The organism is Streptomyces sp. NPDC001914 (assembly GCF_042891215.1).
In the GTDB taxonomy this organism is placed as follows: Bacteria; Actinomycetota; Actinomycetes; order Streptomycetales; family Streptomycetaceae; genus Streptomyces.
Map to the genome: position 1 here is coordinate 17898 of NZ_JBIASW010000027.1, position 22021 is coordinate 39918.

General features: G+C 71.0%; 20 protein-coding genes. 10 read left to right on the forward strand and 10 right to left on the reverse strand.

What is annotated here, in order from left to right; translation table 11 throughout:
• Positions 1 to 33: 33 nt before the first annotated feature.
• The 3 genes from ACFYYF_RS39460 to ACFYYF_RS39470 form a co-directional block, all read right to left on the reverse strand.
• A complete protein-coding gene (locus ACFYYF_RS39460; RefSeq protein WP_388783802.1) occupies positions 34 to 1527 on the reverse strand; it encodes a glutamate synthase subunit beta in 1494 nt (497 codons plus the stop codon).
• Between the two features lie 202 nt (positions 1528 to 1729).
• Positions 1730 to 2209 (reverse strand): anthrone oxygenase family protein, encoded by a 480-nt coding sequence (locus ACFYYF_RS39465; RefSeq protein ID WP_361693436.1) that lies wholly within the window; start codon positions 2207 to 2209, stop codon positions 1730 to 1732.
• Positions 2210 to 2428: 219 nt separating this feature from the next.
• On the reverse strand, positions 2429 to 3124 hold the full coding sequence (locus tag ACFYYF_RS39470; RefSeq protein ID WP_388783805.1) for a DUF2293 domain-containing protein: 696 nt from the start codon (positions 3122 to 3124) through the stop codon (positions 2429 to 2431).
• A gap of 139 nt (positions 3125 to 3263) precedes the next feature.
• On the opposite strand from ACFYYF_RS39470, the gene ACFYYF_RS39475 reads away from it, so the two are divergent.
• Positions 3264 to 3905, forward strand: coding sequence for a uridine kinase (locus tag ACFYYF_RS39475; RefSeq protein ID WP_388783808.1), 642 nt, complete (start codon positions 3264 to 3266; stop codon positions 3903 to 3905).
• A gap of 123 nt (positions 3906 to 4028) precedes the next feature.
• A complete protein-coding gene (locus tag ACFYYF_RS39480; protein ID WP_365494814.1) occupies positions 4029 to 4469 on the forward strand; it encodes a CBS domain-containing protein in 441 nt (146 codons plus the stop codon).
• Between the two features lie 18 nt (positions 4470 to 4487).
• On the opposite strand, the gene ACFYYF_RS39485 is transcribed toward ACFYYF_RS39480, so the two are convergent.
• Entirely contained in the window at positions 4488 to 5615 is a 1128-nt protein-coding gene (locus ACFYYF_RS39485) for a magnesium and cobalt transport protein CorA (RefSeq protein ID WP_361693444.1), read from the reverse strand.
• A 223-nt stretch (positions 5616 to 5838) separates the two neighbouring features.
• On the opposite strand from ACFYYF_RS39485, the gene ACFYYF_RS39490 reads away from it, so the two are divergent.
• Entirely contained in the window at positions 5839 to 6633 is a 795-nt protein-coding gene (locus ACFYYF_RS39490; protein ID WP_388783811.1) for a methyltransferase domain-containing protein, read from the forward strand.
• Positions 6634 to 6718: 85 nt separating this feature from the next.
• On the opposite strand, the gene ACFYYF_RS39495 is transcribed toward ACFYYF_RS39490, so the two are convergent.
• Entirely contained in the window at positions 6719 to 7729 is a 1011-nt protein-coding gene (locus ACFYYF_RS39495; protein WP_388783814.1) for a carbohydrate kinase family protein, read from the reverse strand.
• Positions 7726 to 8631, reverse strand: a complete 906-nt coding sequence (locus ACFYYF_RS39500; protein WP_388783816.1) for a pseudouridine-5'-phosphate glycosidase — start codon at positions 8629 to 8631, stop codon at positions 7726 to 7728. The genes ACFYYF_RS39495 and ACFYYF_RS39500 overlap by 4 nt, the downstream gene beginning before the upstream one ends.
• A 242-nt stretch (positions 8632 to 8873) precedes the next feature.
• On the opposite strand from ACFYYF_RS39500, the gene ACFYYF_RS39505 reads away from it, so the two are divergent.
• Positions 8874 to 9236: a cupin domain-containing protein gene (locus tag ACFYYF_RS39505; protein ID WP_388783819.1), complete on the forward strand. Its 363-nt coding sequence runs from the start codon at positions 8874 to 8876 to the stop codon at positions 9234 to 9236.
• Between the two features lie 69 nt (positions 9237 to 9305).
• Here the strand turns inward: ACFYYF_RS39505 and ACFYYF_RS39510 are convergent, their stop codons facing one another.
• Complete coding sequence (locus ACFYYF_RS39510) at positions 9306 to 9860, reverse strand: methylated-DNA--[protein]-cysteine S-methyltransferase (RefSeq protein ID WP_361693452.1); 555 nt, start codon at positions 9858 to 9860, stop codon at positions 9306 to 9308.
• Between the two features lie 77 nt (positions 9861 to 9937).
• Complete coding sequence (locus tag ACFYYF_RS39515) at positions 9938 to 10804, reverse strand: glycerophosphodiester phosphodiesterase (RefSeq protein WP_388783821.1); 867 nt, start codon at positions 10802 to 10804, stop codon at positions 9938 to 9940.
• A 278-nt stretch (positions 10805 to 11082) separates the two neighbouring features.
• Here ACFYYF_RS39515 and ACFYYF_RS39520 point away from each other — a divergent pair, with 278 nt between their 5' ends.
• From ACFYYF_RS39520 to ACFYYF_RS39545, 6 genes are all read left to right on the forward strand, one after another.
• Positions 11083 to 11955 carry an MHYT domain-containing protein gene (locus ACFYYF_RS39520; RefSeq protein WP_388783823.1) on the forward strand — a complete coding sequence of 291 codons (873 nt, stop codon included), beginning with the start codon at positions 11083 to 11085 and terminating at the stop codon, positions 11953 to 11955.
• 39 nt (positions 11956 to 11994) lie between these two features.
• Positions 11995 to 14127 (forward strand): excinuclease ABC subunit UvrB, encoded by a 2133-nt coding sequence (uvrB, locus tag ACFYYF_RS39525; RefSeq protein ID WP_361693458.1) that lies wholly within the window; start codon positions 11995 to 11997, stop codon positions 14125 to 14127.
• A 161-nt stretch (positions 14128 to 14288) separates the two neighbouring features.
• The gene (locus ACFYYF_RS39530; protein ID WP_361693460.1) at positions 14289 to 14867 is read left to right on the forward strand and encodes a TerD family protein; all 579 of its coding nucleotides are present in this window, start codon (positions 14289 to 14291) and stop codon (positions 14865 to 14867) included.
• 44 nt (positions 14868 to 14911) lie between these two features.
• Entirely contained in the window at positions 14912 to 16939 is a 2028-nt protein-coding gene (locus ACFYYF_RS39535) for a TerD family protein (RefSeq protein WP_388783828.1), read from the forward strand.
• A gap of 327 nt (positions 16940 to 17266) precedes the next feature.
• Positions 17267 to 18256 carry a TerC/Alx family metal homeostasis membrane protein gene (locus tag ACFYYF_RS39540; protein WP_361693464.1) on the forward strand — a complete coding sequence of 330 codons (990 nt, stop codon included), beginning with the start codon at positions 17267 to 17269 and terminating at the stop codon, positions 18254 to 18256.
• 174 nt (positions 18257 to 18430) lie between these two features.
• Complete coding sequence (locus tag ACFYYF_RS39545; protein WP_361693466.1) at positions 18431 to 19531, forward strand: ionic transporter y4hA; 1101 nt, start codon at positions 18431 to 18433, stop codon at positions 19529 to 19531.
• Here the strand turns inward: ACFYYF_RS39545 and ACFYYF_RS39550 are convergent.
• Complete coding sequence (locus ACFYYF_RS39550; RefSeq protein ID WP_388783832.1) at positions 19521 to 20840, reverse strand: MFS transporter; 1320 nt, start codon at positions 20838 to 20840, stop codon at positions 19521 to 19523. The two genes, ACFYYF_RS39545 and ACFYYF_RS39550, sit on opposite strands and share 11 nt — an antisense overlap.
• A 60-nt stretch (positions 20841 to 20900) precedes the next feature.
• Entirely contained in the window at positions 20901 to 21947 is a 1047-nt protein-coding gene (locus ACFYYF_RS39555; protein WP_388783835.1) for a S66 peptidase family protein, read from the reverse strand.
• Positions 21948 to 22021: the final 74 nt, after the last annotated feature.

Consider the following 22021-nt stretch of genomic DNA (forward strand, 5'->3'; position numbering starts at 1 on the left):
CGGAGCGCGTCATGAACGGACAGTCGCCGACCCCTACGCGGTCATGGGACGGTCGTACGGTCCGATCGGCGCCGGCAGCCGCGAGCGGGCTGCCCCGCTGAGCACCCGGTCCACCGCCGCGGCGACCGCCCGGCCCTCGGCGATCGCCCACACGATCAGCGACTGCCCGCGCGCCGCGTCCCCGGCGGCGTACACCCCGGGCACGTTCGTACCGAAGTCGGCGCCGCGGGCGAGCGTGCCGCGCGGCTCGAGTTTCAGACCCAGCTGGTCGATCAGCCCGTCGTGCGGGTCCGGGCCGGAGAATCCGAGGGCGAGCAGGACGAGGTCGGCGGGCAGGGTCCGTCCGGAGCCGGGGACCGGACGGCGCCGCTCGTCGACCTCGACGAGATGCAGCGAGCGCACCCGGCCGTCCGCGTCCCCCTCGAACCGGAGCGTGGACGCGGCGAAGAGCCGGGCGTCCGCGTCCGCCGCGGGCGCCGTGCCCAGCGCGCCGGCCTCCTCGTGCGCGGCGGAGAGCCGGTAGATCTTCGGATACGTCGGCCAGGGCTCGGCGTCCTCGTCGCGCTCGGCCTCCGGCTGCGCGTAGATGTCGAGCTGGGTCACGGAGGCGGCGCCCTCGCGCACCGCCGTCCCCAGACAGTCGGCACCGGTGTCGCCGCCGCCCACGATCACCACATGCCGGCCCGCCGCCGACAACGGGGAGACCTCGAGATCTCCCTCGCACACCCGGTCGGCCAGCGGAAGGTACTCCATCGCCTGATGGACTCCGGACAACTGCCGCCCCGGTACGTCCAGTTCACGCCAGGCGGTGGCGCCGAGAGCCAGAATCACGGCGTCGTAGCGGGCTTTGAGCTCCGCCGCCCCTATGTCACTGCCGATCGCCGTCGACGTACGGAACTTGGTTCCCTCCGCGCGCATCTGGGCCAGCCTGCGGTCGAGCTGCCGTTTCTCCATCTTGAACGCCGGGATTCCGTACCGCAGCAGCCCGCCGATCCGGTCCGCCCGTTCGAACACCGCCACCGTATGACCGGCCCGGGTCAACTGCTGCGCCGCGGCGAGCCCGGTGGGCCCCGACCCGACGATCGCGACCGTCCGGCCGGACAGACGGTCCGGCGGACGCGGCGGGGTGAACCCGTCCTCCCAGGCGCGGTCGGCGATGGCGACCTCGACGTTCTTGATGGTGACCGCAGGCTGGTTGATGGCCAGCACACAGCCCGCCTCGCACGGGGCGGGGCACAACCGCCCGGTGAACTCGGGGAAGTTGTTCGTGGCGTGCAGCCGGTCGCTCGCCGCCCGCCAGTCGTCGCGCGAGACGAGGTCGTTCCACTCGGGGATCAGATTGCCCAGGGGACACGCGTCATGACAGAAGGGGATACCGCAGTCCATGCAGCGGTCGGCCTGTTTCTCGATGATCGGCAGCAGGCCTCCGGGAACGTACACCTCGTCCCAGTCCCGCACCCGCTCCCGGACCGGCCGGCGCGGATACTCCTGGCGGGGTGTGTTCATGAAACCCTTGGGATCGGCCATGGCCGTCTCCCTCATGTACGCGTACGAGGGGGGCGCGGCCGCACGGACGTAGGCCCTCGTCGGCCACGGAATCCGGGCAGCACCCCTTTCCCGCCACGATACGTCTCCCGCGCACACGTCGCCGCTCCGGACGACGGCGGACCGGAGACCCGGGTGAGTGCGGCGCCGGTCAGTACTACAGGGCCGGGGACGGGTGTACGGCTCAGGTGAGGGCGAGTGCGTACGACACCGCCGCCGCGGCCGACGCGACGGTGCGGACGTGATTCCACGTCGTCCACTGGCGCACGAATATGGGCCAGTAGGCGGTGGCCTCGGGCGTCCCGGGGTCCAGTTTCAGCAGGGCGTCATTGCGTGGGACGTTCGCCGCGATGGTCACCCCGAACGCCCCGAACAGATACAGCGCGCTGCCCAGCAGGAGCTCCACCGTCCCCTCGTCCGGCAGCAGCACGAACGTCACCACCGCCAGCACCGAGCACAGCACCGCCGACCCGACGAACGCGATCATGAACGGAGGGCGGACCGCGGCGACGTTGATCGCGTTCATCGCGGCGACTCCCTGCGCCGGTGGCAACTGGGCGAGGGCTCTCATCACGAAGGTCGAGAAGCCGAGGAACACTCCGGCCACCAGCCCGCAGCCGAGGACCCCCAGCAGGGTCAGCACGAAGTACGGTCCATCGATCATGTCCACTCCCGTGTCGATCCGGCCGGACCCAAGATCCTGCACAGCGCCGGCCGTCATCTCAAGCGAAATCCCTTACGGCGCCGGCGGCCATGGCCGAGCGACGCACACCCATGCGCGGCCGTCTCGACCCCCGCCGACCACCCCCTCACGCCCCCGCCGACCACTCCCTCATGCCCCCTGCGGGCTCTCCCTCACATCCCTCCGGCCGCGTCCCCCCGCTCACGCCTGCGCGGTGATGCCGTCGCGCCACTCCCAGAGCCTCGTGTCCACCGTGGCCGCGATCCGGCGGCGCGCCTCGTACCGCGGAACGCCGCTCATCAGCAGGTGGTCGTACGGAGTCTCCGTGTGCCGTACCGACGCGCGGACCGCCGCGGTCACCGCCGTCTCGGACAGTGCGCGGCCCGCCGAGCTCCGCCCGACCCGTCCGCTCCCGCGCACCGAGGCATGTGCGGCGATGGCCCGTGCCCGGTCGGCCGGACAGCCCGGATAGAGCCGGGATATCTCCCGTGCGAACGCCTCCGTGAAGCGGACGTCCTCCGCCTCCCGGCGCCGCGCGTCCCGTGCTCGCCTGCGCCGCCGGACCTCCGCGTCCGCCAGGCACCGTTCCTCGGCCAGGGCGAGCGCCGCCTCCTCGACCATGACGCCCTGCCGTTCATAGCGCCCGCGCCGCCGGTTGAACCGCACCACCACGACCGACAGTGTGCTGCCCTCCCGCGATCTGCGCGTCAGCGCGGTGTCGCCGCGCGGCAGGAACACCAGGTGCCCGAGATCCGCGCAGTCCAGGCACCGAGGCGTCCCCTCCTCCAGCACCAGCAGGGGGAGCGGCCCGCCCCGGCACTCGACGCAGTGCCGCTTCCTGAGCGGCTGGACGACGAGCAGTCCGTTCCGGTGCGGGGTGTCAGCGATCGGTGCCATACGCGGTTCCTTCCCCGGACCGGTGCCACATCTACGTCGTCGGCCGATGCCCACGCCGCCCTCTCGCCGACGGCCCGATTCCCCCGGCGCCCGCCCGTCTTCCGACGCGCCGGCCGGGTCTCGTCCGGCGCGCGGCATCATGGGTCCTGTGCGACTCGAAGCGATCACCTGGGAACGGCTCGGCGACCACCTCGCCGACAGCCTGCTCGACCTGAAGCCGCAGGACGGCAGCCCCTGGCCCCGCGTCGCCTTCGACGGAGCGCCGGCCGCCCGCCCCGGCGAACTCGCCCAACGCGTCTTCGAGGCGCTGCGGGTACGAGGCCGCCCCTCGCTGGTCGTCGACGCGCACAGCTTTCTGCGTCCCGCCTCGCTCCGGCTCGAACACGGCCACAGGGACGTCGACGCCTATTACGACGGCTGGTTCGACACCGGCGCGCTGTGGCGCGAGGTCTTCGGTCCCCTCGAACCGGACGGCGACGGCAGGGTCCTTCCCGACCTCCGCGACCCCGCCACCGACCGGGCGACCCGCAGTCCGTACGTCCAACTCCCGCCCGGCGGAGTTCTTTTGCTCCATGGCCCCCTCCTGCTGCGCCACTGGTTCCCGTTCGACCTCAGCGTCCATGTACTGCTGTCTCCAGGCGCCCTCCGTCGCCGTACTCCCGAGGCCGAGCACTGGACCCTTCCCGCGTTCTCCCGCTATGAGAGCGAGGTGGGGCCGGACACCGCCGCCGACCTCCTCGTACGGGCGGACGACCCCCGCCACCCGGCCTGGAACGGCTGACCCAAGGCCCCGGATCCACGGTTCTCCAGGTGCGTGGCCCCTGGGGCGCGGCGAGAATGTAGGGCGCCGGGACTAGCGGTGTGTTCCGCGCCGCGCCGGCCGTCCGGCATCAGGAGGTACTTCATGACCACCGCCGGAGACATCATGCACCGGGGTGCCCAGTGGATCCCCGCCCACGAGACCCTGGACCGCGCCGCCCAGCTCATGCGCGAGCTCAACGTGGGCGCGCTGCCCATCAGCGACCAGGACGAACGCCTCTGCGGCATTCTCACGGACCGAGACATCGTCGTCGGGTGCGTGGCCATGGGGCATGACCCCGCACACATCACGGCGGGTGAGATGGCCCAGGGCACACCGCGCTGGATCGACGCCGGCGCCGATGTCGGCGAAGTGCTCCAGGAGATGAAGGGGCACCAGATCCGCCGGCTTCCGGTGATCGAGGACAAACGACTGGTCGGCATGATCAGCGAGGCGGACCTCGCCCAGCACCTCAGCGACGAACAACTCGCCGCCTGGGTCGAGAGCGTCTACGCGAGGGGCGGCGCGGGCGGCGCGATGCGCTGACCGGCCGCGCGCGACGCCTCAGAGCCAGCCGTTGCGCCGGAAACCTCGGTACAGGATGAGGCAGCCGACGGATATGGCGCTGATGACGATGGGGTACCCGAACCTCCAGTGCAGTTCGGGCATGTTGTCGAAGTTCATGCCGTAGACGCCGCACACCATGGTGGGGACGGCGATGACCGCCGCCCAGGCCGTGATCTTCCGCATGTCCTCGTTCTGCGCCACCGTCACCTGCGCGAGGTGTGCCTGCAGGATCGAGTTGAGCAGTTCGTCGAAGGCGGCTATCTGCTCGGTGACCCGCAGCAGATGGTCGGAGACGTCACGGAAGTACGCCTGTATCTCCGGGGCGATCACGCCGGTCGGGCGGGTCGTCAGTTCCTGGACGGGCCGGGCGAGCGGGATCACGGCCCGCTTCAGTTCGAGGAGTTCCCGCTTGAGCTGGTAGATGCGGCCCGCGTCGGCGCGTGCGCCGTTCTCGGCGAACACGTCGGCCTCGACGTGGTCGATGTCCGCCTGGACCGAGTCCGTGACGCTCACGAACTCGTCGACCACGTGGTCCGCGATCGCGTGCAGGACCGCGGCCGGCCCCTTGGACAACTGCTTCGGGTCGGACTCCAGCTCCTCGCGCAGCGGGCCCAGGGATCCGTGCCGTCCGTGCCGGACGCTGATGACGAAGTCCGGACCGACGAACACCATGATCTCGCCGGTGTTCACCACCTCGCTGTTCGCCGTGAGCTCCGTGTGCTCCACGTAGCAGACCGTTTTGAACACGGCGAACAGCGTGTCGCCGTACCACTCCAGCTTCGGGCGCTGATGCGCCTCGACCGCGTCCTCCACGGCCAGGGGGTGCAGGTCGAAGAGCTCCGCGATCCCCGCGAACTCCACGTCGGTCGGTTCGTGCAGACCGAGCCAGACGAATCCGTCGTCGCGCTTCCGGATCCGCCGCACGGTGTCGACCAGGTCGCTGCCCTCGGGGATCCGCACGCCGTCCCGGTACGCCACGCAGTTCACCACCGAGGAGCCCAGCGGCGAGCGGGCGGGGTGGCTCAGGTCGACACGGCGGTTCCGCCGGGTCAGCCGTGCCACTCTGCGGAGGCCGTCGACCGCGCCGAGAGCCGTCACCTTCCGCAAATTCCCTGCCATGGACATCTGGATCTCCTCGCGTGGATCTCCTCGGGCCGCACTTTGCGCCTGGCGGGCAAGTCTGCCAGGCATCGCCGGACACCGGAAAAGGCTGTGGGAACGGAGCATTCCGTTCCGGCGGATGGTGGCTCGCCGGGACGCGACGGGACGGACCTCTCCCACGACGTCCGTGCCGACGACGGGAGCGTCGTCCATCCGCGATGGGCAGGTCAGCTGGGATGATCTCCCCATGACGCGAGCCGACGGGTATCTCCTCGACAACCAGCAGACGGAGGCGGGCCGGCGCTTCGAGGCCCTCGCCACTCTCTTCGACCCCACGACGTTCCGGCACATGGAGCGCTTCGGCGTCGGGTCCGGCTGGCGCTGCTGGGAGGTCGGGGCGGGCGGCACGTCCGTCGTGTCCTGGCTCGCCAAGAAGGTGGGGCCGACGGGGAAGGTCGTCGCGACCGACATCGACACCTCGTGGGCGGCCTCCGTGGCACGTTCGCCGGTCGAGGTCCGCGTCCACGACGTGGGCGCCGAGGAACCGCCGGGGGAGGGCTTCGACCTCGTGCACGCCCGGCTCGTACTGGTCCATGTGCCGGACCGGGAACGTGCGTTGCAGTCGATGATCAAGGCCCTGCGGCCCGGCGGCAGGCTCCTGGTCGAGGACGCGGACCCGGCCCTGCAGCCGCTGCTCTGCCCCGAGGAGTACGGCCCCGAGCAGCAGCTCGCGAACCGGCTGCGCCAGGGCTTCCGCACACTGCTCGCCGATCGCGGTGCCGACCTCGCCTATGGGCGCAAGCTCCCGCGGCTCCTCCGTGACGCGGGGCTGCGGGGCGTGGAGGCCGACGCGTACTTCCCCGTCACCTCACCCGCGTGCGAGGCCCTGGAGTCCGCCACGGTCCGGCAGATCCGCGACCAGCTCGTCACCGCCGGCCTCGCCACCCAGGACGAGATCGACCAGCACCTCGCGAACGTCGCCGCCGGGTCCATGGACCTGGCGACAGCGCCCATGATCTCGGCCTGGGGGCGCAAGAGCTGACGGGACGTGAGGCGGGGCGTGAGAGGCAGGGGCGGGCCGGTCCCGCACGCGCGACGTCGCACGGCCGACGTGGTCAGCGGGCCCGTCACTTCCCTTCGTCTCGGCGGGTGCCGTTCGTGGGCGGTCTTCCACCGATCCGCTCCACGGCCCTGGCCCCGGCCGCGCATCCCGCCCGCGCCGCCTCTTCGGGGCCGGCGCCCGCGATGAGTGCCGCGAGGAACGCGCCGGTGAACGCGTCACCGGCACCCGTGGTGTCCCGCGGCGTCGCCGGCAGCGCCGGGACATGGGCCCGCACGGCTCCGGAACGGGCGACCAGCGCGCCGTCACTGCCCAGTTTGGCGACGACCAGGGGGAAATGGCGGCTCAGCTTGGCGGCCGCGTCGGCCGGATCGGGCAGCCCGGTCAGCAGACATGCCTCGTCGCGGCTGGGCAGCAGGACGTCCACGCCCGCGCACAGCTCGAGAAAGCGGTCCACGCCCAGCTCGGTGAGGAATCCCGCAGACGCCGGATCGACGCTCACCGGAACACCCCGCGAGCGCGTCGACTCCAGCACCACCGACACCAGCGCCCGACTCGACCCGGAGAAGAACAGATAACCCGACAGGTGTAGCCGCGCGACGCCGTCGAGCAGCGCGGGCGACCAGTCGTCCGGCGCCAGCTGCAGGGACGCCCCGCTGTCCGTGAGGAACGTACGCTCCCCCGACGCGCCGTTGTCCACCAGGCAGATCACCGTCCCGGTCGGCGCCTCCGGATCGGTCACCAGCAGGGGCCGTACGCCGCTCGCCGTGAGTTCGCGTTCGTGCCACGCCGCCGCGTCGCGACCCACCCGGCCGAGCAGCCGTACGTCGGTGCCGCCCTCGTGGACGGCCCAGCAGGCGACATTGGCGCCCGCACCGCCCGGCACGGTCCGGACGGCGGCGACGGTGTCGGTGCCGGCCGCCAGCGGGCCGCGATGCCGGGCGACGACATCCGTGACCACGTCCCCGACGACGAGCAGGGCGCCCCCGGCAGGGCCGCCCCGGCCTGCCGTCCCGGCCCCGCCGGCCCCGGCCGTCCCCGCCCCGCCGGTCTCGGCGTGCCGCTCCGTGTCGCTCACGCCCCGGCCCAGGCCGCCGCGATCCGTCCCGCGAGGCGCACGTTGCCGCGTACCGCCGCCAGATTGGCGGCGAGCGAGGCGCCGTCCGTGTGCCGGACCAGATACGCGAGCAGGAACGGCGTCACCGCCTGTCCGGTCACACCCTCCGCTTCGCAGGCGCGCAGCGCCTCGGCGAGCACGCGCGCGTGCAGCGCGGGGTCGAGCTGCTCCTCCTCGGGGACGGGGTTCGCCACGACGAGCGAAGAGTCGGGGGCGTCGAGAGCGTCCTGGGCGCGCATCACCGCGGCGACCTGCTCGGGGGTGTCGAGGGTCCAGTCCACGGGGTGCCCCGAGTCGGACAGATAGAAGCCGGGGAAGCGGTCCGTGCCGTACCCGGCCACCGCGACGCCCAGCGTCTCCAGACGCTGCAGCGTCGCCGGCACGTCCAGGATCGACTTGACCCCGGCGCACACCACCGTGATCCGGGTACGTGCCAGCAGGCCCAGGTCGGCGGACTCGTCCTGGGTCACCGTCCACTCCCGGTGCACACCGCCGAGCCCTCCCGTCGCGAACACCCGCACTCCGGCGCGGGCGGCCAGCAGCGCGGTCGCGGACACCGTCGTGGCCCCGCTGGCCCCCGAGGCCACCGCGAGCGGCAGGTCACGGTGGCCCAGCTTGCGGATGCCGTCCTCGTTCGCGACCCGTTCGAGTTGGCCCTTGTCCAGGCCCACATGCGGCCGGCCGTCGAGCACGGCGATCGTCGCGGGGACGGCACCCTCCTCGCGGACGACCTCCTCCAGTTCGAGGGCGACCTGAAGATTGCGCGGGCGCGGCAGCCCGTGAGCGATGATCGTGGACTCCAGGGCCACCACCGGCCGACGCGCGTCGAGCGCCTCCCGCACCTCTTCGGACGTCACGATCACGCGCCTGCCTCCTGTCGTCGGTCGACGTTCCCGTCCCTGGATCTCTGGCGAGCGGCGCGCCCGGCCAAACCCTCGCCACCTGCGGCGTGCGCCACGGCCCGGTGGGCAGGACGGACAACTCGCCACGAGAAGGGGCACTCCCCGCGCGCGCGGGAAGGCCCCGTCGACGGGCCGGCCGGACGGGGCGGACATGCAGACCCTCGGTGCCCCGGCTGCGGGACGAGCCCTTAAGGTGTCCGCTCATGACCATGAACTCCCAGGCCACGCCGTCCTTCGCCGTCCACATTCCCGACGCCGAGCTCGATCCCGAGCCGCTGGACCCTGCCCAGATCGTCTCCGGCGATCCCGTGGTGACGGGCAAGGTGCTGTGGGAGTCCGCCGACGGCAAGCAGCTGCGGGGCATCTGGCAGATCACGCCCGGCGTGGTGACCGACACCGAGGCCAACGAACTCTTCGTCGTCGTGAGCGGGCGCGCCACCGTCGAGGTGGAGGACGGCGACGCCATCGAGCTGGGCCCCGGTGACGCGGCGTTCCTTCGTGAGGGCGACCGCACGACGTGGACCGTTCACGAGACGCTGCGCAAGGCGTACCACATCAGTCTCTGAGGACCGATCTCGGAGGATCGGGGGACCGGTCCGGCCGCGGCTCCCACTGCCGCCGGCTCCGGCGCGACCTCAGAAGAGCGGCTCCGGGAGGACACCTTCGAGGGCCAGCAGCTTGCGCTTGGTCTCCAGGCCGCCCCCGAAACCGCCGATGCCGCCGTCGCTCTCGACCACCCGGTGGCAGGGCACCACGACCGGCAGCGGGTTCGAGCCCATGGCCACGCCCACGGCCTGGGCCGCCCCGGGCGCGCCGACCCGCCCGGCCAGGTCGCCGTAGGCCACCACGGAACCGAACGGGACGCCCGAGTTCAGCTCGCGCAGAACTTGGCGGTTGAACCCCGAGATCAGCGACCAGTCGAGCGGCAGGTCGAAATCCTGCCGCTCGCCCGCGAAGTACGCCGAGACCTGGCGTATCGCCTCGGCCAGCAGCGGGGAGCCGGGCGCCTCGACCGGCTCGCCGCCCAGACGGGACGCGAGCCGGCCGAGCGCTCTGTCGCGCACGGTGTCCGAGGCGTGGAAGACGACGTTGACCAGGCCGTGGGGCGTCGCGGCGAGGAGCAGCGGACCGATGTCCGTGCCCACGACGGACCACACGATCTGCTGCTCGTACCGCCCGTGGCTGTCCATGCGATCTACCGTACGGCCCGGCACTGACAACGCCCGGGGTGCGCACGTGGAACCGTCCGCGCCCCGGGCGAAGGCCGCTAGGGCAGAGCCGCGCGGATCACGTCGGGCGTGTTCGTGATGACGCCGTCCGTGCCGATGTACGCCAGCTTCCGCGCGGTGGCCGCGTCGTCCACGGTCCAGGCGAAGACCTTCATCGGTCCGTGCGGGCCGTGGAGCGCGTGAACCGCCGCGACGTAGTCGGGCGACAGCGACCGGTGATCGGAGTTGATCTGGTCGGTGAACCGCGCGTACCAGGGCAGCCGCGCGACCGGCGGTGTCCCCAGGAAGGCCGTCGTGATGCCGGGCCGCATCCGGTGCACGGTCCGCACGCTGTCCGCGCTGAAGCTCTGGACGATCAGCCTGTCCCGCAGGTGCACCGGATCGAGCCAGCCCTGGTTGTTCAGGAGCCTGAGCGTCTGCCGCTCGATGCCCGGATACAGCTCGGGATTCTTGATCTCCAGGACGAGTTTCTGGTGATTTCGTGAGACGCGTTCCATGTACTCCCGCAGCGTCGGAACCTTCGCGCCCGCGAACCGCGGGCCGAACCAGCTCCCGGCATCCAGACGGGCGATCTCCGCGGCGGTGAAGTCCTTGACGTCCCACGGGCTTCGCCCGGGGTAGACCGTCCTGGCGTCGGTCGTACGGGCCAGCGAGGCGTCGTGGAGGACCATCAACTGGCCGTCGCGGCTGCGCTGGACGTCGTTCTCGACCCATTCGAAGCCCAGCTCGGCCGCCCGGTCGACGGCGGCCAGGGTGTTCTCCGGAGCGTATGCCGAGGCACCGCGGTGGGCGACGACCAGCGGTGCCGTGATCCGGCCGCCGGCCTTGGCGTGCGGGCCGGGCAGTATCAGAACGGCTCCCCCAAGAAGCGCGGCGGTCGTGGCGGCGGCAACGCGCGCGTGCATGCGTTCTCCTCGCGTCGGACGATCACGGACAGCACAAGATTGACAGCAGAGGGTCGACGGAGGGGGGAAGGGAGATGGCCGCGGATTGAATGGAGTTGTCCAAGTCCGCCTGCTGCCACCGCACAACTGGGGAGAGGTCGTGATTGTTTGCAGGATTATCGTTCGACCATTCCGGTGGGGTCGTACTCTCTGCCTCAGCCAGGTCCGCTCCGGCGGTCCGGGCCGCGGGGGTGTTTCTGACGGTTCCAGGCGTAACAGGGCGGGAAAGGCAGCCGCGCATGCAAGGCACGGTCGACGGCTTCACCTACGGACTCGTCACACCGCTGGTGGCGTATTTCATGGCCTGCCTGGGCGGTGCTCTGGGCCTTCGCTGCACCGCCAGATCCATGCTCGTCGGCGGCTCCTGGCGGGCCGGCTGGCTCGCCCTCGGCTCGGTCGCGATCGCGTCCGGCATCTGGACGATGCACTTCATCGCGATGATGGGCTTCACGGTCGAGGAGAGCCCCGTCCACTACGACCGGCCCACGACGTTCGCGAGCCTGGGCGTCGCCGTCCTGATGGTCGGCGCCGGGATCTTCATCGTCGGCTACCAGGGAGCCACCGGGACGGCGCTGTTCACCGGAGGGACCGTCACCGGCCTGGGCATCGCCTCGATGCACTACCTGGGCATGGCCGGGATGCGGCTCAACGGGAAGCTCACCTACAACACTCTGACCGTCTCCGCCTCGGTCCTCATCGCCGTCGTGGCCGCCATCGCCGCCCTCTGGGCCGCCGGGCAGGTACGCGGATTCCTCTGGAGCGTGGGCGCGAGCCTCGTCATGGGCCTGGCCGTCAGCGGCATGCACTACACGGGCATGGCGGCACTCAGCGTCCATCTGCACGGCCCGGCCGACGGCAACCCCGCCGGGGACTCGGCAGCCGCACTGCTCGCGCCCATGATGATCGGCCCGCTGGCCCTGCTCTGTCTGGCGGGCGTCGTCGTCATGTTCGATCCGCAGATGGTCGTGGGCAAGCCCGACCGGCGCCCCGCGGAGATCAGGCGGCCGGGCGTCCCCGCCCATCCCGTCTCCGCGCACGACGGCCGCCGACCGGCCGGCCACCCCGTGCGGGAACGGGCCTACCGCCGCTCGCGGACCCCGCAGAGCAGGTGATCCGGCCCGGTTGTCAGTGCGGGGTCGTACGGTGGATCCATGCGGCCCGTATCCAAGATCGAACGTTCGGTGGCGCCCTTCGAGGTCGTCAGCCACTTCCAGCCGAGCGGTGACCAGCCCACGGCCATCGCCGACCTGGAGAAGCGCATCCGCGCAGGTGAAAAGGATGTCGTCCTGCTGGGCGCGACCGGAACAGGCAAGTCCGCCACCACCGCGTGGATGATCGAGAAGCTCCAGCGCCCCACGCTCGTCATGGCCCCGAACAAGACGCTGGCCGCCCAGCTCGCCAACGAGTTCCGTGAGCTGCTGCCGAACAACGCGGTCGAGTACTTCGTGTCGTACTACGACTACTACCAGCCCGAGGCCTACGTCCCGCAGTCGGACACCTACATCGAGAAGGACTCCTCCATCAACGAGGAGGTGGAGCGCCTGCGCCACTCGGCGACCAACTCCCTGCTGACCCGCCGGGACGTCGTCGTGGTCGCGTCGGTGTCCTGCATCTACGGCCTCGGCACTCCGCAGGAGTACGTGGACCGCATGGTCAGCCTCAAGGTCGGCGACGAGATCGACCGTGACGACCTGCTGCGCCGCTTCGTCGACATCCAGTACACCCGCAACGACGTCGCCTTCGCCCGCGGTACGTTCCGGGTCCGCGGCGACACCATCGAGATCTTCCCGGTCTACGAGGAGCTCGCGGTCCGCATCGAGATGTTCGGCGACGAGATCGAGGCCCTGTCCACACTGCACCCGCTCACGGGCGAGGTCATCAGCGACGACAACCAGGTCTACGTCTTCCCCGCCTCCCACTACGTGGCGGGGCCCGAGCGCATGGAACGCGCGGTCAACGACATCGAGAAGGAACTGGGGGAGCGTCTCGCCGAGCTGGAGAAGCAGAGCAAGCTCCTGGAGGCCCAGCGCCTGCGCATGCGGACGACGTACGACATCGAGATGCTCCGCCAGATCGGCTCCTGCTCCGGGGTCGAGAACTACTCGATGCACTTCGACGGCCGTGAACCCGGCTCCCCGCCCAACACGCTGATCGACTACTTCCCGGACGACTTCCTGCTCGTCATCGACGAGTCGCACGTCACCGTTCCGCAGATCGGCGCGATGTACGAGGGCGACGCCTCCCGCAAGCGCACCCTCGTCGACCACGGCTTCCGACTGCCCTCCGCCCTGGACAACCGGCCCTTGAAGTGGGAGGAGTTCCAGCAGCGCATCGGCCAGACCGTCTACCTCTCGGCGACCCCGGGGAACTACGAGCTGTCCCGCTCGGACGGCTTCGTCGAACAGATCATCCGCCCCACCGGCCTGATCGACCCCCAGGTGGTCGTCAAGTCCACCGAGGGTCAGATCGACGACCTGGTCCACGAGATCCGGCAGCGCACCGAGAAGGACGAGCGCGTCCTGGTCACCACGCTCACCAAGAAGATGGCCGAGGACCTCACGGACTACTTCCTGGAGCTGGGCATCCAGGTGCGCTACCTGCACAGCGACGTCGACACCCTGCGCCGCGTCGAGCTGCTGCGCGAACTGCGCGCCGGCGAGTTCGACGTCCTGGTCGGCATCAACCTGCTGCGCGAGGGCCTCGACCTTCCCGAGGTCTCCCTGGTGGCGATCCTCGACGCCGACAAGGAGGGCTTCCTGCGCTCGGGAACCTCACTGATCCAGACCATCGGCCGCGCGGCACGCAATGTCTCCGGCCAGGTCCACATGTATGCGGACAGGATCACCCCGGCGATGGAGAAGGCCATCGAGGAGACCAACCGCCGCCGCGAGAAGCAGATCGCGTACAACAAGGAGCGGGGCATCGACCCGCAGCCCCTCCGCAAGAAGATCAACGACATCGTCGCGCAGATCGCCCGCGAGGACATCGACACCGAGGAGCTGCTCGGCTCCGGGTACCGCAAGACGAAGGACGGCAAGGGAGCCAAGGCCCCCGTGCCCTCGCTCGGCGCCAAGGCGACCCGCGCCGCCAAGTCCGCCAAGGCCAAGGACACCGTGCCGACCGACCGCCCCGCGGCCGAACTCGCCCAGCAGATCGAGGACCTGACGGAACGGATGCGTGCCGCAGCGGCCGACCTCCAGTTCGAGATCGCGGCACGGCTGCGCGACGAGGTGTCCGAGATGAAGAAGGAGCTCCGGCAGATGAAGGAGGCGGGAATCGCCTGACGGTCCCTTTGAGAGCGCCGGACCCCGGTACGACGCGCGGTGTGTTGCAAGACCGACACAAAGTCCGCCCCAGGGTTCGGCGCTGTCAGTGCCGCTGCGTAGGGTTCTGTTCATCCGCGGACTCCGCGGCAACAGGGGACAGTTCGAGAGGGGAACAGCGCGTGACGGTCAACATGACCAAGGGCCAGGCCATCAGTCTTCAGAAGAACGACGGGGGCACGCTGACCGCGGTCCGTATGGGACTCGGTTGGCAGGCGGCTCCCCGGCGCGGCCTGTTCGGCTCGCGCACCCGGGAGATCGACCTCGACGCGTCCGCCGTGCTCTTCGCGGACAAGCAGCCCGTCGACGTGGTGTTCTTCCGCCACCTCGTCAGCGATGACGGCTCCGTGCGGCACACCGGCGACAACCTCGTCGGCGGAGCGGGCCAGGGCGGCGACGACGAGTCCATCCTCGTCGACCTGCAGCGCGTCCCGGTCCACATCGACCAGATCATCTTCACCGTGAACTCCTTCACGGGCCAGACCTTCCAGGAAGTGCAGAACGCGTTCTGCCGTCTGGTCGACGAGACCAACGGACAGGAACTCGCGCGCTACACCCTGGCCGGCGGCGGCCAGTACACGGCCCAGATCATGGCCAAGGTGCACCGCGCCGGATCCGGCTGGCAGATGACGGCCCTCGGCACGCCGGCCAACGGCCGCACGTTCCAGGACCTGATGCCCGCCATCCTGCCGCACCTCTGAGCGGCCGACGCACACCGCACACAGCGACATAGGGGGACAAGACGATGACGGCCGAGCTGGTCAGGGGGCAGAACCACCCGCTCCCTCAGGTCCGTCTCGAGGTCCGTGTCTCGGCCGGGAAGCCGATCGTGGCCGGTGCCACGCTCAGCGACGAACAGGGCAGAGTCCAGGGCGTCGAGTGGGTGGCCCACCCGGGCGCGCCCACGCTGCCCGGGCTCGAGGTGTCCAAGCAGGCGGCGGCCGACCACCGGCTCGCCTTCGACCTGGACGCCCTGCCCCAGGCCGTGCACCGGGTCAGCGTGCTGCTCGCGCTGCCCACCGGAGTCGGCGGACCTGTCCGGTTCGGCGCCGTCGCCGCCCCCTTCGTCGCGGTCACCGGCCTCGACGGTCACGAGGTCGCCAGCTACACCGTCACCGGACTGGACACCGAGTCCGCCGTCGTGGCCCTGGAGCTCTACCGCCGGCAGGGCGCCTGGAAGGTGCGCGCGGTCGGCCAGGGCTACGCGGGCGGACTCGCCGAACTCCTCACCGACCAGGGCCTGCCGGAGGCCCTTCAGCTCGCGGGCAGCATCAACGAAGCGGTGGCCCAGGGCCTGGCGCGGTCGGTCGCCGCACCCCCGCCCCGCACCCCGGAGGCGGACCGGTCGCGACAGGCCGCCACGTCGGCTCCGGGACCGGACCAGCCCTACGCCTCTCCCGGCCCCCAGGGCACCTCCGGGGCCGTGCCGCCCCAGCAGAGCCCGTACACGCCCGGTCCGCAGGGAGCCACGGCTCCGGGGACCGGTCGTCCGGGAGGACCCGCACAGCCCGACCCCTCTCCGGTCACCCAGTCACCGTCGCCCGGCGCCGGTGGCCCGGTCGACTACAGCCACCCCCGGCGGCAGACCTCCGCCCCGCCGCCGCCCCCGCCCACCGCTCCGCCGGCCGAGCCGGGGCAGCCCCAGCAGCCCGTCGCGGGGGACGCGACCGGCTGGTCCATGGAGGAACGGCTGTACAACCAGGTCTGGGGGATGTTCGAGGACCTGGCCCGGACCGTCGCCGCGTACCGCAGCGCCGTCGACTTCGCCGACTCCCGCATGGAGAAGGAGCTCGACCAGGTCCTCTCCGACCCGCGCAGCCGGATCGGGGGGCAGGGCGACGCCGCCCGGGAGACCGCCCGCGCCAAGCACACACAGCTCGTCGATCAGGCCCGTGCCGCTCTCGACCGAGACCTCGCCCAGCTCACCGCCGAGGCCGAGGTCGTGGAGCCCGCGCTGCCGATGGCCTACGCCCGCTGGGACAACCCGGTCTGGCACGGCTACCGCGCCCCCATGGAGATACCCATGGCGCTGCGGCTCGGCGACCTCCGTCTGCCCGAGACGGAGAACCTGAGCATCCCCATGCTGGTGCGCCTGCCGCTGGAGCGCGGCCTGTGGATCGACAGCGGCCGCACCTCCCTGGAGGGCACGCTCGCCGACTCCGACCAGGTGCGCCGCCTCGCGGTGGACACCGCCGTGGCGCACGCGGCCCGGCTGCTCTCCGTGTACCCCCCGGGCGAGTTCGCCGTGCACGTCATCGACCCGGCCGGCACCGGAGCCTCGTCCCTGGCACCGCTCACACAGTCCGGGGTGCTCGCCACCCCTCCGGCCGCGGGCGCGGCCGGTGTGGCGGACGTGCTGCAGCGTCTCACCCAGCGCGTCGACCTGGTGCAGATGGCGTTGCGCGGGGGAGCGGCCGACTCGCTGCCGCCGGGTCTCGACACCGCCGAACAGCTCCTGATCGTCAACGACTTCCCGCACGGCTTCGACGACCGCGCCGTCACCCAGCTCCGCTACCTCGCGGACGAGGGGCCGGCCGTCGGTGTCCACCTCATGATGGTCGCCGACCGGGAGGACGCGCAGGCGTACGGACCGCTGCTCGACCCGCTGTGGCGGTCGCTGCTGCGGATCACGCCGGTGCCCGACGACCATCTCGCCGATCCGTGGGTCGGGCACGCGTGGACGTACGAGCCCTCGCTCGTCCCCGCGAACAGCCAAATCCTCCACCAGGTCCTCGCGGCGGTGGCGGCGGCCCGCCGGTCGTGGAACCGCTGACCCGACCCTGACGCCTCGGCCCCTGCGGACCTGTCGGACCGCAGGGGCCGAACAGCTTTACCAAGCAACCGTAAAGCGCTCTGACCTGCGCACTTGGATCTTCTTTTACTTTCCCCTTTACCTTTCCTTGGTGATTCGGGTACTCTTTTTCCATTCGGAGGGGAGTACTCCCTATCTGCTGCGACGCACCCGTCAGTACGGATCGAGTCAGATCCCGGGACGTCGGCCCGCTGACTCGGGGCGCATCCAGCGCCCATCGGTCCCGGGTGGAAGAGACCTCCGGTGGCGAACGACTGAAACCTGCCGTTACGTACTGCCGGAGGCGCAGTGGATGTTTCCCTGACCCTGTGGGTCCTGACCATCGTGGGGCTGGCCGCACTGATCGCGGTCGACTTCTTCATCGGCCGCAAGCCGCACGACGTATCGATCAAGGAAGCCGGAATCTGGACCGTCGTCTGGATCGCCCTCGCCGGGCTGTTCGGCCTCGGACTCCTCCTCTTCGCCGGCGGACAGCCGGCCGGAGAGTTCTTCGCCGGCTTCATCACCGAGAAGTCGCTGAGCGTCGACAACCTCTTCGTCTTCGTCCTGATCATGGCGAAGTTCGCGGTGCCGACGAAGTACCAGCAGCGCGTGCTCCTCGTGGGTGTCCTGATTGCCCTCGTCCTGCGCGCGGTGTTCATCGCCGCCGGCGCCGCGATCATCGCGAACTTCGCCTGGGTCTTCTACATCTTCGGCGCGTTCCTCATCTACACCGCCTGGAAGCTGATCCAGGAGGCGAGGGCCGACGAGGACGAGGAGGAGTTCGAGGAGAACCGGCTGCTCAAGGCCGCCGAGCGCCGGTTCGGCGTCGCCGACCGCTATCACGGCACCAAGCTGTGGATCCGCCGGAACGGCAAGCGCGTCATGACGCCGATGCTGGTCGTGATGCTGGCGATCGGCACCACCGACGTCCTCTTCGCCCTCGACTCGATCCCCGCGATCTTCGGCCTGACCCAGGACCCGTACATCGTCTTCACGGCCAACGCCTTCGCGCTGATGGGTCTGCGGCAGCTGTACTTCCTCATAGGCGGGCTGCTCAAGAAGCTGGTCCACCTCAGCTACGGCCTGTCGGTCATCCTCGGATTCATCGGCGTCAAGCTCGTCCTGCACGCGCTTCACGAGTCCGGCGTCCATGTTCCCGAGATATCCATCCCGGTCTCGCTCGGCGTGATCTGCGCCGTCCTCGTGGTCACCACGATCACCAGCCTGATCGCCACCAGGAGGCAGGCGGCACGTGAGGAGACCGAGAACGCTTCGAAGGAGAGCGTTGACGCCTGACCAGGTCGGGCGCGGCGAGGGCCACCTCCCGGAGCGGCGCGCGGCACACCGGCCGCCGCCGCTCCCGGCTCCCTCGCCGGCCCGCCCGCCGCGGTTCGGGAGCGCGCCCCGCGACGGGAGCGCGTCCCGCGCCGCCGGAGTGCGGGGCACGCCTTCGACTGCGACGATCGCGGCATGATCGTTCGGCTCAGGTCACTCGTGACGGGGTGGACCGTCGTGGTGCCCGTGATCGCGGTGGTGCTGCTGGCCTTCACCTGGGGGCGCGACCTGCCGGGCGCGGTCGTCGCGCTGGTCACCCTGGTCCTCGCCGGTTCCGTGCTCTCCGCGGTCCATCACGCCGAGGTGGTGGCCCACCGGGTGGGGGAACCCTTCGGATCCCTCGTCCTCGCCGTCGCCGTCACGATCATCGAAGTCGCCCTCATCGTCACCCTCATGGCGGACGGCGGCGCCAAAAGCTCGACACTGGCCCGCGACACGGTGTTCGCGGCCGTGATGATCACCTGCAACGGGATCGTCGGCGTCTGCCTGCTCGTCGCGTCACTGCGCCACGGGCTCGCCGTGTTCAACGCCGAAGGAACCGGAGCCGCCCTGGCGACCGTCGCGACGCTCGCCACGCTCAGCCTCGTCTTCCCGACCTTCACCACCAGCAAGCCGGGCCCGGAGTTCTCCGCCGCGCAACTCACCTTCGCCGCGGTCGCCTCCCTGGTGCTGTACGGCCTGTTCGTGGCGACCCAGACCGTCCGGCACCGCGACTACTTCCTGCCCATCACGAAGCAGGGCAAGGTCATCGACGTGGACGACCACGCCGACGCACCGTCCGCCCGCGAGGCCGGGATCAGCCTGGGGCTCCTCGGTCTTGCCCTGGTCGGCGTCGTCGGCCTCGCCAAGGGGGTCTCGCCGACCATCGAGTCGGGGGTCGAGGCGGCCGGCATGCCGCACTCCGTGGTCGGTGTGATCATCGCGCTGCTCGTGCTGCTCCCCGAGACCATCGCGGCGCTGCGCTCCGCACGCCGGGACCGGGTGCAGACGAGCCTGAACCTCGCCCTCGGCTCGGCGATGGCCAGCATCGGACTGACCATCCCCGCCGTCGCCCTGGCCTCGGTCTGGCTGTCCGGACCACTCGTCCTCGGCCTCGGCCCGACCGAGATGGTGCTGCTCGCGCTGACCGTCGCCGTGAGCTCCCTGACCGTCGTTCCCGGGCGGGCCACCCCGCTCCAGGGCGGCGTTCACCTGGTCGTGTTCGCCGCCTACCTGGAACTGGCCATCAACCCCTGACCGGCCCCGACTCCGCGGCGGGTAGGACCGCCGGCCTCGGCACCGGCCGCGTCTCCGGCAGCAGGGCGAAGCACCCGAGACTCAGCGATGCGATCCCCGTCAGATAGGCGGCCACGCCCCAGGGCACGCGTTCCCCGCTCGCCACGGCCGTCGCCACGAGCGGGGTGAGCGCGCCCCCGAGGACGCCGCCCAGGTTGTAGCCGACGGCCGCGCCCGTGCAGCGCACCCGCGGCTCGTACAACTCCGGCAGATATGCGGCGATCACCGCGAACATGGTGACGAAGGCGATCAGCGCCACCAGGAAGCCGAGGAACATCAGCAGGGGTTCGCCGGTCGACAGCAGCCCGATCATCGGGAACATCCACAGTGCCGCGCCCGCGCAGCCCGCCATGCACAGCGGCCGCCGTCCGTAGCGATCCCCCAGCAGCGCCACCAGCGGCGTCAGAGCACCCTTCACCACCACCGCGGCCATGATGCAGACCAGCATGACCGTGCGGCTCACGCCGAGCCGGTCCACGCCGTAGGCGAGCGCCCAGGTCGTCACGGTGTAGAAGACGGCGTATCCGACGGCGAGTCCGCCGGCCGTCAGCAGGACGAGCCGCCAGTGGTCGCGCACCACCTCGGCGAGCGGCACACGCGCGCGGTCGCTCATGTCGAGGAAGCCCGGAGTCTCCTCGACGCAGCGGCGCAGCCACAGCCCCGCCACCGCGAGCACCCCCGCCGCCCAGAACGGCACCCGCCAGCCCCACTGCGCGAACTGCGCGTCGGACAGCGTCGTCGACAGCGCCAGCATCACGCCGTTGGCCAGCACGAACCCGAGGGAGGGCCCCATCTGCGGGAAGCTCGACCACAGCCCGCGCCGCCCGGCGGGCGCGTGCTCGGCCGTCAGCAGCACCGCCCCGCCCCACTCGCCGCCGAGCCCGAGCCCCTGCAGGAAACGCAGCACCAGCAGCAGCACGGGGGCCGCCGCACCGATGCGGTCGTACGTCGGGACACAGCCGACGGCGACGGTCGCCGCGCCCGTCAGCAGCAGCGAGGCCAGCAGCACCGGCCGCCGCCCGTGCCGGTCTCCGATGTGCCCGAACAGCACCGAGCCCAGCGGACGGGCGACGAACCCCACGCCGAACGTCGCGAAGGCCGCCAGCGTCCCCGCGAGCGGCGAGAACGTCGGGAAGAAGAGGGGGCCGAGAACCAGCGCCGCCGCGGTGCCGTAGACGAAGAAGTCGTAGAACTCGATGGCCGTCCCGGTGAGGGAGGCGGCGGCGAGCCGCGGCATGGAGGGCGCCCTTACGGTGCGTACGTCGTGCATGCCGGATGAACTACCCAGAGTGATCATCGGTTACGGGGGCGTGCGGGAGCGCGGCGTGCGTCAGTAGGTGACGGTGATGCGCCGGGCCGGGCCGTCGACGCGGACCGTCCCTCCGTAGGGGATGACGAGCTGCGGATCGGTGTGACCGAGGTCCACGTCGAAGACGACCATCATGTCCGGGGCATAGGCGTCGACGGCCCGGAGGACCGCTTCGCGCTGCTCCTGGGCGTAACGGGCCCTGGCCTCCGGTTCGAGGGGCCGCTCGAACGACCACGCCTTCGGGCGGCCCATGAGGAGTGCCGGGAACTGCCGCAGCAGGCCACGTTCGCCCATGGAGCGCAGGATCCAGAAGACGTCTCCGGCCCGGGGCATGTCCTCCGAGGTCTCCAGGAACAGCACGTGTCCGTCGTACACGGAAGCGTCGCGGGCGATCTCGCGGTCGGCCATCAGCAGCCACGACAGGATCTCGATGTTGCCGCCCCAGGAGCGGCCCTCGACCACCCGGTCCGGGCGGATCCAGGTCCAGCCCGTGCCCGGCTCCGTCCCCGGTTCGGCGAGGAAGCTCTCCGGCAGTTCCCAGGGCGCGTCGATCTGCCGGAAGCGGTCGGCGGGACGCAGTTCGTAGGGTCCGGACGTGAACAGGGCGGCCCGCAGCGACTCCGCGGTCAGCGGGTCCATGGCTCCCGGCCGGCCGAGCTCGCACATCACCGTCGCGCCGTGATAGCCGACGATCCCGGCGTTCCACAGGTGGGCGAGGAGGTTCGTGTTGTCGCTGTATCCGAAGAACGGCTTCGGATGCGCCCGGATCAACTCGCGGTCCAGCAGCGGCAGCACGGTGATCTGGTCGTCCCCGCCGATGGACGCGATGACCGCCTTGACGGTCGGATCGGCGAACGCCGCGTGGATGTCGTCGGCCCGTTCCCGCGGGGTCGACCCCATGCGCCGGGTCGCCGGGTACTCGACCGGTTCCAGGCCGAACTCCTTGCGGAGCCGCTCCAGGCCCAGTTCGTACGGGAGGGGCAGGAGGCCGGGCAGTCCGCTGGACGGCGAGATCACGGCTATCCGGTCACCGGGTACGGGCTTGGGCGGGTACGCGGGTGTCGTCATGGCGAGAGCGTACGAGCGGTCCCTCGTTCGGCGCACCGTGATAAACCGGTTCCGAGCAGCGGTCCTTGACGGAC